This is a genomic window from Nonomuraea sp. KM88 (assembly GCF_052245635.1).
Lineage (GTDB): Bacteria > Actinomycetota > Actinomycetes > Streptosporangiales > Streptosporangiaceae > Nonomuraea.
The window spans coordinates 15,947-29,516 of the sequence record NZ_JBQQCC010000013.1 but is presented as its reverse complement, the minus strand read 5'-3'; the positions used below and the strand labels follow the sequence as shown (position 1 = coordinate 29,516).

The following is a 13,570-nucleotide window of genomic DNA, read 5'->3' as shown; positions in this document are numbered from 1 at the left end:
GCGACACATTTCGTGAGCCATGTGGAGCCACGCGTGACAGCACATCCAACGGTCACACCGTCGACAAGAACCAGCACTCACTGCTGTGGCCCGCCACTGCGCGGCGTGAGAGTGGTTGAGGTCGGGCATGCCGTCGCCGCTCCTCTGTGCGCCCGGCACCTCGCCGACCTTGGCGCCGATGTCGTCAAGGTCGAGGCACCCGCCGGTGATCTGGCGCGTGGCTACGACTCGGTCGTCGACGGAGACTCGGCCTACTTCGCGTGGGCGAACTACGGCAAGCGCAGCGTGGTGCTGGACCTGCGCTCCGATGGTGGCAGCGCCAGCTTTGAGCGGCTCGTGAGCCAGGCCGACGTTCTGGTCCACAACCTGGCGCCGGGGGCGATGAGCCGGCTTGGGTTCGACCACGAGCACCTGGCCGGGCTCAACCCGCGGCTCGTCAACTGCGCCATCTCCGGCTACGGCACCTCCGGTCCGATGGCCGACCGCAAGGCGTTCGACCTGCTCATCCAGGGCGAGTCCGGCTTGATGTCGGTCACTGGAACCGAGGAAGAGCTCGCCAAGGTCGGCATCTCCGTGGTGGACATGTGCACCGCGGTGTACGCCCTGGCCGCTGTCCAGGCGGCGCTCATCGAGCGGTCGACGACTGGCGCTGGTCGCCTGGTCGAGATCTCGATGCTCGACTGCATCGCCGAATGGATGATGGCGCCCGCCTATCACCAGATCCACGCCAACAGCACACCCCGGCGGGAGGGGGCCCGGCACAACATGATGATCCCCTACGGGCTCTACCGGACCGGGTCTTCGACGTCGGTCAACTTCGCCATTCAGACGACATCGCATTGGCGGGCACTGTGCGAGGACGTGTTGGGAGCGCCTGAGCTCACAGAACATCCGGATTTCGCCACCAACGCCGACCGCGTCCGCAACCGCGGTGTCCTCGAGCCGCGCCTGGAAGAGCTCCTGACCGCCATCGGGCACGAGGAGTCCGTGCGACGGCTGCTCGCAGCTGGAATCCCTTCAGGCGAGGTCAACGACCTGCGTGGCCTGATCGAGCACCCTCAGCTCCGGGCGCGAGACCGCTGGATGTCGATCCGCACCAGCGGCGGTCTCGCGCCGACCGTCCGGGCCCCGTTCAACCTGCGGACCGACAACTCGCCCGTCCCGTCCGTGCCGGCGCTCGGTGAGCACACCGCGAGCGTCCTGGCCGAACTCAACGACGCTGGTCACGGCGAGAACAACGCAAGCCCGCGCGGGTCGGCCCTCAATGGCTCGCGGCAAAGTGAAGACAACCTGCCTTGGGGCACCAGGAACGGTGAGCATCGTGCCAGTTGAGATCATCGCGCTAAGCGCATTCGTCGTCATCTTTCTGCTGGGCACAATCCGCTCGGTCAACATGGGCACCGTCGCACTGGTCGGTGCCTTCATCGTCGGTGGTCTCGTCTATTCGGTCCCGGCCAAGACGGTCCTCGACGGCTTCCCGGGCGAGATGTTCGTGATCCTTGTCGGCGTCACTTACCTGTTCGCCATCGCCGATTACAACGGAACAGTCGAGCGGCTGGTGCAAGCGGCCGTCGCAGCCGTCGGCGGACGCACAGGCCTGGTGCCCTGGACCATGTTCGCCGTCCCGGCCTGCCTCACCGCCGTCGGCGCCGCGGCACCGGCCGCCTGCGCCATCGTCGTGCCGATCGCGCTGAAGTTCGCCGTCAAGCACCGGATCAACCCGGTGATGATGAGCATGATGGTGATCCAGGGCACCACTGCCGGCGGCTTCTCGCCCATAGGCATCTACGGGGTCATCGTCAACGGCCTCAGCGCGGGAGCCGGCCTCCCGACCAGCCCGCTGCTGCTGTTCGCGGGCACCTTCGTCACGACCCTCATCCTGGCCGCCATTGCGTACATCACGCTCGGCGGCCGCGAGCTCCTGACCCAGCGCGCCGTTCCCGCAGCCGTCACCGCACCGGTCCACAGCACCACCGGGGCCGAGTCGATGCTCCGGTCTCCCGGCGCGACCATGACGGCCGGCGGCACCGCCGACGTCGAGCCCGATCCGCTGGAGGGCTCCGGCCGGCTCGGTCTCGAGCAGATCTGCACTCTGGTCGGCATCATCGCGCTGGTCGTCCTGACCCTGACGTTCGGCCTCGACGTCGGGTTCGTGTCCCTCACCATCGCTGTGCTGCTCTCGTTGGTGTTCACCGGCTCCGCTCAGGCGGCTGTCGGGAAGGTGGCCTGGTCAACGGTTCTGCTGATCTGCGGGATCATCACCTACGTGGCTCTCCTGCAGGGACAGGGCACCATCGACTGGCTCGGTAGTGGCATCGCTGACATCGACGCCCCGCTGCTGGCCGCCATCGTGATCCTTTTCATTGGCTCTGTGGTCTCCGCGTTCGCCTCGACTACCGCTCTGCTCGGAGTCGTGGTGCCGCTCGCGACCCCGTTCTTGCTGACGGACCAGATCGGCGCGACGGCCTTCATCGTCGCACTTGCGGTGTCCAGTTCGGTGGTCGACTGCAGCCCGTTGTCGACGATGGGGGCCCTGGCCGTGGCGAACTCTGAGGAGAGCAAGCGCGCGAACGTCTTCTCCAGTTTGATGCGCTGGGGCCTGTCACTGATCGTGATCGCCCCGATCGTGACCTTCGCGGTGCTGGTGCTGCCCTCCTCAGTATGAGCGGGCTCGAACGGTGGTCGTCGCCGGGGATGAGCCGGTGTCCCGCTCATCCCCGGCGACACCTCCAAGGTGGGGCCGACGCCCGCCGCCTGGCACACCGAGCGGACGCTCGCCGCCAACGAAGGGTCCTTCGGGACACCTCCCGCCTCCAGCCAGGCGTGGGCCGAGCCGAGTGGGGGATGCCCCCTACGGGCTGCGGGGGCTGTCCCTGCTGATGGTGCACACCCTGCTCGGACCATCGGTGGAGCCGTCATTGTGGATCTTCCGGAGAACCGGACTTCGGCGCGACCCCGGCAGTCCTGAACGCGATGCGCGAGCAGCGTCCGGTTCGAAGCCGCGCTACGTGAGGGCGGGGAGCTCCACACGGGCGCACTGCTTGAACGTGCCCGGGGAGAACGCAGGGGTTCACCGGCGTATCTCGAGGCCCAGACGGTGCTTGAGGCGTTGCGCGATCCAGGCCAGCAGGAGATTCAGGAGGATGTAGATCGTGGCGACGGCGGTCAGTGTTGGGATCGTGTTGTTGAAGTTGCCGGTTATCGGCCCCGACGCGCGCATCAGCTCGTCGTAGCCGATGGTCAACTGCCCAGCGAGTGCCGTGTCCTTGACGATCACGGCCAGCTGGCCGACGAGCGCGGGAAGCATGAGCGTGATGGACTGGGGGAGCAGGATGCTCACCATGGTCTGTGTTTTACTCAACCCCAGCGCCGACGCGGCCTCGGCCTGTCCCTTGGGGAGGGACAGGATGCCTGCGCGGACCACCTCGGCCAGTACCGAGCCGTTGTAGAGGACGAGACCGGTCACCGCCGCGAACAAGGGCCGGATGCCTGAGTCGAGTTGAGCGTAGTAGGCGTAGAACGAGGCTGCGAAGACCATGAGCAGCAGCACAGGGATGGCCCGGAAGAATTCCACCACGGCACCCGCAGGTATCCGGATCCATGAGTGATCCGAGAGTCGGCCGATGGCGAGAAGCACGCCGATTGGCAGGGCGATGACGATGGAGAGTATCGCCGCCTTGAGCGAGTTGAGCAGTCCAGGCAGCAGGAATCGCGTCCAGATGGCCTCCGTGACGAACGGTTGCCACAACGCGCCAGCCCACTGTCCCTTCTCATCAAACGCCAGGTATACCGCGTAGGCGCCCAGCGCGAGCAGCAGCAGGAACAGCACGCCGAGGAGCCTGTGGAGGGCGCGAGCTCGCGGGCCGGGGTCGTCGAACAGCACAGTCCGTCCGCTCATCGCCTTACCTCGACCTTCTTCGCAAGCCAGCCGAGGGCCAGGCCGAGTGGCAGGTTTAAGGCAACGAAGATGGCGGCGAACACGCCGAACACGACGAAGAGCGCGTCGGATTCGTTCTCGACCATGGTGGACATCAGCAGCGACGCCTCCGCGACCCCGATGATGGACGCGATGGTGGTGTTCTTCAGCTGCGCGATTAGCACGTTCGTCAACGGCCCGACGACTGAGCGGAACGCCTGGGGCAACACGATCAGAGTCAACACGTGGAAGAAGCTCAGCCCGAGTGCTCTCGCCGCCTCCGCCTGACCCACCGGAATCGTGTTGACGCCCGATCGCAGCGCCTCGCAAACGAAGGTCGCGGTGTAGGCGGTGAAGCCGGCAACGGCCAGCCGGAAGGAGTTGTCGGCGAGCGAGGTGGGGGATTCCGTCGCGGCCAGGTTGATCCCGAGCGTCGAGGAAAGGCCCAGCGAGGTGAAGGCGATGATGACGGTCAGCGGCGTGTTTCTGACGATGTTCACGTAGACGGTGCCGAACCCGCGCATGACGGGGACCGGGCTCACGCGCAATACGGCGAGAATCGTCCCCCAGACGAGCGCGCCGAGGGAGGAGTAGAAGGTGAGCTCGATCGTGGTCCAGAACGCTTCGATCAGACGGTATTCCGGGTTGTCGAGAAAATCGAACACGATGCACGTTCCGGTGTCAGGGGGCGATGGCCGGGGGTTCTGGGATGCTGTAGCCCGAGGGGCCGACGTGCGTTTCGAGCGAACCGCGCCATGAACCGTCCTGCTGCATCTGGTGGAGTGCCTTATTGATCGCCTCGAGGCCGACCTTGTCGTCCTTTCGCAGGCCGACGCCGTACCGCTCGTCGGTGAAGCCCTTGCCTGCCAGCCTGAGCTTGCCCTTGTACTGCGTCGCGTACCCGGCAAGGATGACGTCATCGCTGGTCATCGCCTGCACGGTGCCGCTGAGTAGGGCGGTGACGCAGTCGGTGAACTTGTCGAACTCCTGAAGCTGCACATCGTTGGCGTAGGTGGCTTTGACGTACTGGGCGGAGGTCGAGCCCTTGGTCGAGCAGAGCTTGCGGTGGGCGTTCAGAGACTCAGGGCCGGTGATGTCGTTGTCGTTGGCGCGGATGAGCAGATTCTGGTGCGCGACGAAGTAGGGCCCCGCGAAGGAGACCTCCTTCTTGCGCTTGTCGGTGATCGAGTACGTCGCGACGACGAAGTCGACCTCGCCCTTCTTGATCAGCTCTTCTCGCTGCGCGGACTGTGCCTCTTTCCAGGTGATGCCGGACTCGTTCACTCCCAGCTGTTTGGCGATGTACTTGGCCACGTCGACTTCGAACCCCGCGTGGCTGCCGTCTGGCTTCTTCAGCGCCAGGCCAGGCTGGTCGAACTTGATGCCAATACGTAGCTGCCCGTCCTTGGCGCGATCGACCAGGTTGCGGCCGTCGTCGTCGGCGCCTCCGCACGCCGCCAGCGTCAGGCTCGCCGTTATCACGATCACGCAGATACGCATAAGACAGGTGAACCGCATGGTGTTCGTCCTTCCTTCCGAGCGGATGTCAGCCCTGTGCCCCCGCGGGCTCAGGTTTTGGAGCTCGGGCTTTGAGGGCTCGGATTCAGTGGGTGAGGATCTTGCCGAGGAATTCCTGGGCGCGTACCGAGCTCGGCGCGGTGAAGAAGTCGCCTGGCGTGGAGTCCTCGACGATCTCGCCGTCGGCCATGAACACCACACGATGAGCCGCTCTGCGGGCGAATCCCATCTCGTGCGTCACCACGAGCATGGTCATGCCGTCCGCGGCCAGTTCGACCATCACGTCGAGCACCTCTTGGACCATCTCGGGGTCCAGTGCCGAGGTCGGCTCGTCGAAGAGCATCACCTTGGGTCGCATCGCCAGCGCACGTGCGATGGCGGCCCGCTGCTGCTGACCGCCGGACAACTGCGCAGGGTGCTTCTCTGCTTGGTCGGCGATGCCCACCCGATCGAGCAGTTCCATGGCCCGCATCCGAGCCTCGAACCGTGAGTGCTTGCGCACCTTCAGCGGCGCGAGCATCACGTTCTCGACGATGGTCTTGTGCGAAAACAGGTTGAACTGCTGGAACACCATGCCGACGTCGGCGCGCAGCGCGGCCAGCGCCCTGCCTTCCGCGGGTAGCGGCTGTCCGTCCACAGCGATATTGCCGGAGTTGACCGGTTCCAGTCGGTTGATCACCCGGCACAGCGTGGACTTGCCAGATCCGGATGGCCCGAGGACGACCACCACTTGCCCTCTGGGGACCTCCAGGCTGACGTTTCTCAGCACGTGGAGGTGACCAAAATGCTTGTCCACGCCAGCCAGCTTGATCATGGGAAAAGGTCCTGTCATGAACGTGCTCCACACATGTCTCACAGGAGAAAGTAAGAACAAACTCTTACTTTATGGATGCACTATGGCATGCGAAAAGAGGAGGGTCAAGGCATCTAGGAGCCCATATATGGCGACTGGGTGGGTGACAGTGAGACTCGAGTCGCAAGATAATGATCGGTTAGCGGCAGCTCGCCCAACCGCGGACGGCTCCCTTGTATGCGCTTACCAGGCGCCGCTTGATTTCGTCGTCGCTGAGTCCCAGGTCGCTGAGGTCGAGGATCTCTCGCGCGTCGAACATCATGTTGTGCAGGAAGAAGGCGGGCTCGAAGATGTCGTCGGTGATCTTCTCGCTGCGCAGCACTGCCCGGATGGGGCGTTCCCAGGCGTCGCGGCTGGCGCCGATGACAGGGTCGTTGCCGTGCAGCCGGGCCAGCAATCCCGTTCGGGGGCGGAGCTGGACCATCGTGCGCCCGTACACGTGTACGAGTCTGATCCACTCGTCGATGACGCGTGAGTAGAGCTCCAGCCCGGTGGCGGAACAGTCGTGGCTGAAGTCGCGCAGCTGGACGAGCACGCTGTAGAGGTAGTGACTGAGCAGCTCGCCGAGGGTGGGGAAGTAGCGGTACGCGGTGGCCGTGGACAGGCCGGCGGCTTTGGCGATCTTCGCCATCGTCACGCCCTCGGGGGATGTTCTGATGATCTCACCGGCGGCGTCGAGCAGGCGTTGGCGGTTGCGCACGGCGTCCTTACGTGCTCCGCCGCCAGCTGCCCAGTCGTTTGCGATCACAGACTCAAGCGTAAGGGCTCGCATACATGGCTGTAGCATCCAGAAGCGAGAGTTTCTTCTCAACCATCAACGTCCGTCTGTAGTCAGAGTATGCACTTGACAGGCGATATGGTTCGACTTCATGCTTCAAACTGAGAATGAAGTCTTAGATTTGAGTTCATCGGGAGGAGTCGGCCGTGGTGACCACCTGGCAGTTGCGGGCCCAGTTCGCGCGTCGCCTTTCCGCTCTCTACGGCGCTGAGGTCCCGGCGTACGCGACCTTGCTGGAGGTCTCGAATGAGGTGAACGGCGACGTGATCGAACGTCGTGGCAGTGACGCGGAGCGGCTCGGCTCCACCGCCAGGGTCACCGCCGAGCGGCATGGAGCCATCAGGGTGGGCACTGCGCGAGAACTCGCCCAGGTCGCACGCATCTTCGCCGCGCTTGGCATGCACCCGACCGGCTTCTACGATCTACGCGATGCGGCGCCGACCCCGATACCGGTGGTGTCGACCGCCTTCCGGCCCATCGATCCTGTCGAGCTGGCACGCAATCCCTTCCGTGTTTTCACCTCGATGCTGGTTCCGAATGACAGGCGCTTCTTCCGCGAGGACCTCGCCTCCCGGCTGAACTCCTTTCTGAACATTCGCCGGTTGTTCGGTGACGAACTGCTCCAGCTGGCCGACCGTGCCGAGGCCGACGGCGGCCTGATGCCGGCGCGAGCCGAGCGGTTCCTCGAACTGGCCACGGCTGCCTTCGCCATGTCGAAGGAGCCGGTGGACCGTCCGTGGTACGCAGAGTTGGAACGGGTCTCGAGCGTGGCGGCCGATATCGGCGGCGTGCGGACGACCCACATCAACCACCTCACGCCGCGCGTTCTCGACATCGACGAGCTGTACCGGCGGATGATGGCGCGTGGCATCGAGATGATCGACCGCATCCAGGGGCCGCCGCGGTGGCAGGGCCCGGACATCCTCCTCCGCCAGACCTCCTTCCGCGCTCTCGCGGAACCCCGACGTTTCCTGGAGGCCGATGGATCGGTGGGCGACGGCGAGCTGCGGGTTCGCTTCGGTGAGGTGGAGTACCGCGGCATCGCGCCGACACCGGCCGGGCGCGCCAGGTACGAGGCCATGATGGCGCTGGCTGACGAACGATGCGCAGATCACCCCGACTCGGTCAGGGAGGAGGTGATGGTGCAGGTCTGGCGCGAGCACCTCCCCGCAACGGAGCAGGGCTTGGTGAAGGAGGATCTTGCCTACTTCACCTTCCGCGTGAACGACGTTCGTCCCTCGGGTCGGCCGCCGCAGGATCTGGCCGGCCTGCTCGCTCAGGACTGGGTCAGCGCCGATCCCATCGTGTACGAAGACTTCCTGCCGCGTTCGGCCGCCGGCATCTTCTCCTCGAACCTTTCCGGAGATGCGAGAGTGGACACCTCCCAGGGCGGCGCGCAGCGGGACATCGATTGGCTGTCCGGCGTGCTGGACCGGCCTGTCCACGAGCCCTTCTCGATCTACGACGCCCAGCGCCGGACCTCCATCGAGCAGGTCGCGCGGGCACTCGGACTGCCAGGAATCTCGCCGCTACCGCAAGGGGAACACCGTTGAATCCTGAATACCGTCATCACCGGAACCCACGCCGGCTGTCGCCGGAGCGGGAAAGCGCTGCAGCGACCGCCGTGGACAATCTGCTGGACTGGGATGCCGCGGTGGAGGAGGTCACGGGCTGGCCGGAGTACAGCCCGCAGCCGCTTCACGCGCTGCCGAACTGGGCTCGCCACCTCGGTCTCGCGAGCCTCTACTACAAGGACGAGAGCCAGCGATTCGGTCGCGAGCTGGGCAGCTTCAAGGCTCTCGGCGCGCCGTACGCGGTCTACGCCCTGCTGCGCGACACGGTCGAGGCGGAGACGGGAGCGCGCCCCACCGCGAAGCAACTCCGGTCGGGCCGGTTCGAGGACATCACTGGCCGCGTCACGGTCTGTGTGGCGACCGACGGAAACCAGGGCCGTGGCCTGGCTTACGCCGCACGCACGTTCGGCTGCCGATGCGTCATCTACATCCATGGGCACGTGAGCTCCGGCAGGAAGACCGCTATCGAGGCGCTCGGGGCGACGGTGATCCGCATCAACGGCGAGTACGAAGAGTCGGTCGAGCGGGCCAAGGAGGACGCCCGCGTCAACGGCTGGCACTTCGTCAGCAGCACGTCGTGGGAGGACTTCGCCGAGTCCATCCCGCGAAATGTGATGAACGCGTACATGGTCATGGTGGAGGAGGCGCTCTCCCAGGTTCCCGACCTGAGCGCTGTGACACACGTCTTCATGCAGGGAGGCGTGGGCAGCATCGCGGCGGCGATCTTCCTGGGCGTTGCTCAGCGATCCTCCTCGCGGTTGCCGCGGTTCGTCGTCGTCGAGCCGGTCGAGGCGGACTGCCTGTATCGCAGCGCGGTCGCCGGCCGGCCGGTGGCGTCATCCGGGTCGCTGAAGACGATCATGGCCGGGCTCGCCTGCCGGGAGGTCTCGCCGGCGGCGTGGAAGATCCTCGACTGGCTCGCGAGCGACTTCGTGGCGATACCTGATTCGTGGGTCGTCGAGGCGATGCGAGCCCTCGCGGACGGAGGGAGTGGCGACTCACCCATCGTGAGCGGCGAATCGGCGGCAGGTGGTATGGCCGTACTGCTGAAAGCGGCGCAGGACGCCGAGCTCGGTGCGAGGCTGGGGCTCGACGAGGACAGCACGGTCATCCTCTTCGGCGCGGAGGGCGCCACGGACCCGTTGCTCTACGAGGAGATCGTCGGCCGTTCACCAGGAGAGGTGTTCGACCTCCAGGAGAAGGCACCTGTCTCGCCTATGCCAGCCACTCCCTGAGGTTGTCGTGGTCGCCGGCCAGGAGGAGGTCGGCGGTGTTGAGCAGGTGGACACGCATGGCGCGGGTGGCCACCTCGCGCTCCCCGGCGCGGATCGCTTCGGCGATCGCCTCGTGCTCGGCGAGTATCTCCAGGGGACTGCGTCCACCGGGGACCGTCCTGCGACCCTGCAGGGAAATCGCGTCGCGCAGCCCGGTGACGAACGCGACCAGGCGCCGGTTGCCACTAGCGCGCAAAATCACCTCGTGGAAGGCGCGGTCCGCGGCGAAGAACGCCTCACGGTCGGCCTGATGGGCGCGCATATCCGCGAGTGCGCTGTCGAGATCGGTCACGGGGAAGTCCTGCCGTTGCGCTGCCAGGCCCGCCGCCGGCGGCTCCAGGAGCAGCCGGAGTGTGAAGACCTCGTTGATGTCCTGGTCATTGCTGGTGAGGATGCGCGCACCACGGTTGCGTTCGATGCGCACCAGTCCCGCATCGGCGAGCTTCAGCAGCGCCTCGCGGACCGGGGTCCGAGAGGCGCCGAACCGCTCACCGAGCTCCTGCGCGGAGTACAGCCGCCCCGGCGCGAGTTCGCCGCTGATGATCGCATCGCGCACGGTGACGGCCAGCCGCTCACTCTTCGTGTGCTCCTTGGGCAACCGCTCCACCGTCTCTCCTCTCGCCGTCGCCTCGAATCCTAGAGGTCATTCACTGTAAGGTGTTGCATGCAACAGTTGCATGTAACTTGGAGGTGGTCTTCATGGCGGTCACCGCGACGGCGCTGGCCGGGAAACTGGCGGAGGAACTGCCCGGCATGGTGCGCACGGGGCTGGCGGCGCGGGCGGCGTATGGATCCGATGCCTCGATCTACCGGCAGATGCCCGTCGCTGTCGTCGAACCGCGCACGGCGAGGGACGTCGCGACCGCGGTCAGGCTGGCCGGCGCGGTTGGAGTCCCCGTTACGGCGCGCGGCGGCGGCACCTCGGTTGCGGGCAACGCCATCGGAACCGGTGTGGTGCTCGACCTCTCCCGGCGGATGGACAAGATCCTCGAGATCGATGCGGGGGCGCGTACCGCACGGGTGCAGCCGGGGGTGGTGCTCGACGATCTGCGTGCCGCGGCGGGCCGGTACGGGCTCACGTTCGGCCCCGACCCGTCCACCCACTCCCGGTGCACCATCGGCGGAATGATCGGCAACAACGCCTGCGGTGCGCACTCGGTGGCCTGGGGTACGACAGCGGACAATGTCATCGGGCTGCGGATGGTCAGCGCCGACGGCAGCGAGCTCGTCGCTGCGGGCACCACCAGCGGCGACGGTGATCTGGACGGGCGGCTGCGCGCGCTGGTACGGGACAACCTCGCGCTCCTGCGCACCGAGCTGGGGCGGTTCGGCCGGCAGGTCTCGGGTTACGGGCTGCATCACCTGTTGCCGGAAAACGGCTTCGACGTGGCCAAGGCGCTGGTGGGCAGCGAGGGCACCTGCGGGGTGGTCACCGAGGCTACCGTTCGGCTCGTGGAGACCCCGGCCGCATCCGCGTTGCTGGTCCTCGGATTCCCCGACGTCTACCTGGCCGCTGAGGTCGCGCCGGAGCTGGCGGCCGCGGGGGCGATGACCGTCGAAGGCATGGGCGCCGACCTGCTCGCCGCGCTGCGTTCAAGGCCGGGTAAGGCCGTTGCCGGCGCCGATCTTCCCGATGGCCAGGCCTGGCTGTACTGCGAGACCGGCGGAACGTCCACCGCCGAGGCCGTCGAGCGGGCGTACGCGCTGGCCCGGCTCGCCGGCGGGGCAACGGCGCTGGTGGTGACGGAACCGGCCCGGGCCCGCGCGTTGTGGCGGATCAGGGAGGCAGGGGCCGGCATCGTCACCCGGCTCGCCGACGGGGGCGAGGCATGGCCCGGATGGGAGGACTCCGCGGTGCCGCCCCGCAATCTGGCCGCCTACCTCCGTGACCTCTCCTCGTTGCTGGACGAGCACGAGCTCCGCGGTGTTCCGTACGGCCACTTCGGGGAGGGCTGCCTGCATCTGCGGGTGGACTTCGCGCTTGACACCCAGCAGGGGCTGGCCGCGTACCGGTCGTTCATCACCGACGCCGCCGGGCTCGTCGCCGCGCACGGCGGCTCGCTGTCCGGTGAGCACGGCGACGGGCGGGCGCGCTCGGAGTTGCTCGGCGTCATCTACTCGCAGCCGATGCTGGACTGCTTCGCCGCGTTCAAGCACCTCCTCGACCCGCGGGCGACGCTGAACCCCGGCGTGCTGGTCGACCCGGCGCCGATCGATGCAGCCGTGCGGCCAGGACCCGAGCGCGGTGCGTTGGAGGTGACGCCGGTACACGCGTTGCACCGGGACGCCGGCTCGTTCGCCGCGGCCGTCCACCGGTGCGTCGGGGTGGGAGCCTGCAGGTCACTGGATTCCGGGAGCATGTGCCCGTCGTTCAAGGCGACCCGCGACGAGGTGCACTCCACGCGTGGGCGGGCGCGGGTGCTCGCCGAGATGCTGCGCGGGGAGTCAGTTCCGGGCGGCTGGCGCTCCAAGGAGGTGCGTGAGGCGCTCGACCTGTGCCTTTCGTGCAAGGCGTGCGCGGACGAATGCCCAGTCAATGTGGACATGGCCACCTACAAAGCGGAGTTCCTGCACCATCACTACGCGGGGCGGGTACGGCCGGCCGCGCACTACTCGATGGGCTGGCTGCCGCTGCTGGCGAGGCTGATCGCCGCGGTGCCCGGGCTCGCCAGGCTCGCCGGCGTGGTGCTGGCACGACGCCCGATCGCGGCGTTCGCCAAACGGCTGGGCGGAATCGAGCCGCGGCGCGAGCTGATCCGCTTCGCGCCGCAGTCGTTCGCGCAGTGGATGCGGCGGCACGAGTCGTCGGGAATGGGAACCGTGGTGTTGTGGCCGGACAGCTTCACGAACTACCTCAGCCCGGACGTCGGGAAAGCAGCCGTGGAAGTGCTGGAGGCGTTGGGATACAGGGTGGTGCTTCCAGACGGCTTCGTCTGCTGCGGCCTGACCTTGCACTCAACGGGGCAGCTCGGCGCCGCCCGCCGGATGCTCGCCAGGTCCCTCGACCTCCTCGCGCCGCACCTGGCCGCTGGACGGACAATCATCGGGCTGGAGCCGTCCTGCACGGTGATGCTGCGTGACGAGGCCAGCGAACTACTGCCTGAGGACCTGCGGGCTCGGCGACTCTCGGCGCAGACGCAGACGTTCGCTGAGTTCGTCGCTCAGCATGAAGACCCGTGGCCCTTCCGCCGGCTCGATGTGCGTGCTGTGGCGCAGGTGCACTGTCACCAGGAGGCGAAGGGCTCGTATGAAGCGGACCGCGAGGTGCTGACGCGGGTCGGCGTCGATGCCGATGTGGTCTCGTCGGGATGTTGCGGTCTGGCAGGTAACTTCGGCTTCGAGCGCGGCCACTGGGACATCTCCCAGGCCTGCGCCGAGCGAGCGCTCTATCCCAAGGTTCGTGCTGCGGGTGAGGAGGACCTGGTGTTGGCCGACGGCTTCTCCTGCCGCACCCAGATCGCCCAGGGCACCAACCGTCATGGCACCCATCTGGCCCAGGTGCTCCGCGACGCGTTGGACAGCGAGCCGGCGATCAGGAGGGCGGAAAGGTAGCGGCACGCACGACCAGCGTAGGGGCAGCAGCGGGCCCCGAATTCCCGCCTGCGGGAACCTTGATGAACAGCGGGTCCGGGGTTCGAGTCCCTGGCGGCGCACCAC

The 13,570-nt window shown here is 66.8% G+C and carries 11 protein-coding genes; 5 read left to right on the top strand and 6 right to left on the bottom strand.

The genetic code is table 11. The annotated features are described in order from the left end of the window. Positions 1-105 precede the first annotated feature (105 nt). Positions 106-1,332: a CaiB/BaiF CoA transferase family protein gene (locus ACTWPV_RS32750; RefSeq protein WP_443154737.1), complete on the top strand. Its 1,227-nt coding sequence runs from the start codon at positions 106-108 to the stop codon at positions 1,330-1,332. Continuing rightward, positions 1,322-2,665, top strand: coding sequence for an SLC13 family permease (locus ACTWPV_RS32745; RefSeq protein ID WP_443154736.1), 1,344 nt, complete (start codon positions 1,322-1,324; stop codon positions 2,663-2,665). Before ACTWPV_RS32750 ends, ACTWPV_RS32745 begins: the two co-directional genes overlap by 11 nt. Positions 2,666-3,070: 405 nt before the next feature. On the opposite strand, the gene ACTWPV_RS32740 is transcribed toward ACTWPV_RS32745, so the two are convergent. From ACTWPV_RS32740 to ACTWPV_RS32720, 5 genes are all read right to left on the bottom strand, one after another. Next, positions 3,071-3,883 carry an amino acid ABC transporter permease gene (locus tag ACTWPV_RS32740; protein WP_443154735.1) on the bottom strand — a complete coding sequence of 271 codons (813 nt, stop codon included), beginning with the start codon at positions 3,881-3,883 and terminating at the stop codon, positions 3,071-3,073. 11 nt (positions 3,884-3,894) lie between these two features. Beyond that, positions 3,895-4,581 (bottom strand): amino acid ABC transporter permease, encoded by a 687-nt coding sequence (locus tag ACTWPV_RS32735; protein WP_443154734.1) that lies wholly within the window; start codon positions 4,579-4,581, stop codon positions 3,895-3,897. Between the two features lie 16 nt (positions 4,582-4,597). Beyond that, entirely contained in the window at positions 4,598-5,404 is an 807-nt protein-coding gene (locus ACTWPV_RS32730) for a glutamate ABC transporter substrate-binding protein (protein WP_443154733.1), read from the bottom strand. 115 nt (positions 5,405-5,519) lie between these two features. Further along, the gene (locus ACTWPV_RS32725) at positions 5,520-6,248 is read right to left on the bottom strand and encodes an amino acid ABC transporter ATP-binding protein (RefSeq protein ID WP_443154732.1); all 729 of its coding nucleotides are present in this window, start codon (positions 6,246-6,248) and stop codon (positions 5,520-5,522) included. A 178-nt stretch (positions 6,249-6,426) separates the two neighbouring features. Then, positions 6,427-7,035: a TetR/AcrR family transcriptional regulator gene (locus ACTWPV_RS32720; RefSeq protein WP_443154731.1), complete on the bottom strand. Its 609-nt coding sequence runs from the start codon at positions 7,033-7,035 to the stop codon at positions 6,427-6,429. Positions 7,036-7,211: 176 nt separating this feature from the next. On the opposite strand from ACTWPV_RS32720, the gene hglS reads away from it, so the two are divergent. Next, the gene (gene hglS, locus ACTWPV_RS32715; RefSeq protein WP_443154730.1) at positions 7,212-8,618 is read left to right on the top strand and encodes a 2-oxoadipate dioxygenase/decarboxylase; all 1,407 of its coding nucleotides are present in this window, start codon (positions 7,212-7,214) and stop codon (positions 8,616-8,618) included. 71 nt (positions 8,619-8,689) lie between these two features. After that, complete coding sequence (locus tag ACTWPV_RS32710; protein WP_443154729.1) at positions 8,690-9,874, top strand: diaminopropionate ammonia-lyase; 1,185 nt, start codon at positions 8,690-8,692, stop codon at positions 9,872-9,874. On the opposite strand, the gene ACTWPV_RS32705 is transcribed toward ACTWPV_RS32710, so the two are convergent. Next, the gene (locus tag ACTWPV_RS32705; protein WP_443154728.1) at positions 9,855-10,520 is read right to left on the bottom strand and encodes a GntR family transcriptional regulator; all 666 of its coding nucleotides are present in this window, start codon (positions 10,518-10,520) and stop codon (positions 9,855-9,857) included. The two genes, ACTWPV_RS32710 and ACTWPV_RS32705, sit on opposite strands and share 20 nt — an antisense overlap. 92 nt (positions 10,521-10,612) lie before the next feature. Between ACTWPV_RS32705 and ACTWPV_RS32700 the strand changes: the two genes are divergently transcribed. After that, positions 10,613-13,465 carry an FAD-binding and (Fe-S)-binding domain-containing protein gene (locus ACTWPV_RS32700; RefSeq protein WP_443154727.1) on the top strand — a complete coding sequence of 951 codons (2,853 nt, stop codon included), beginning with the start codon at positions 10,613-10,615 and terminating at the stop codon, positions 13,463-13,465. Positions 13,466-13,570: the final 105 nt, after the last annotated feature.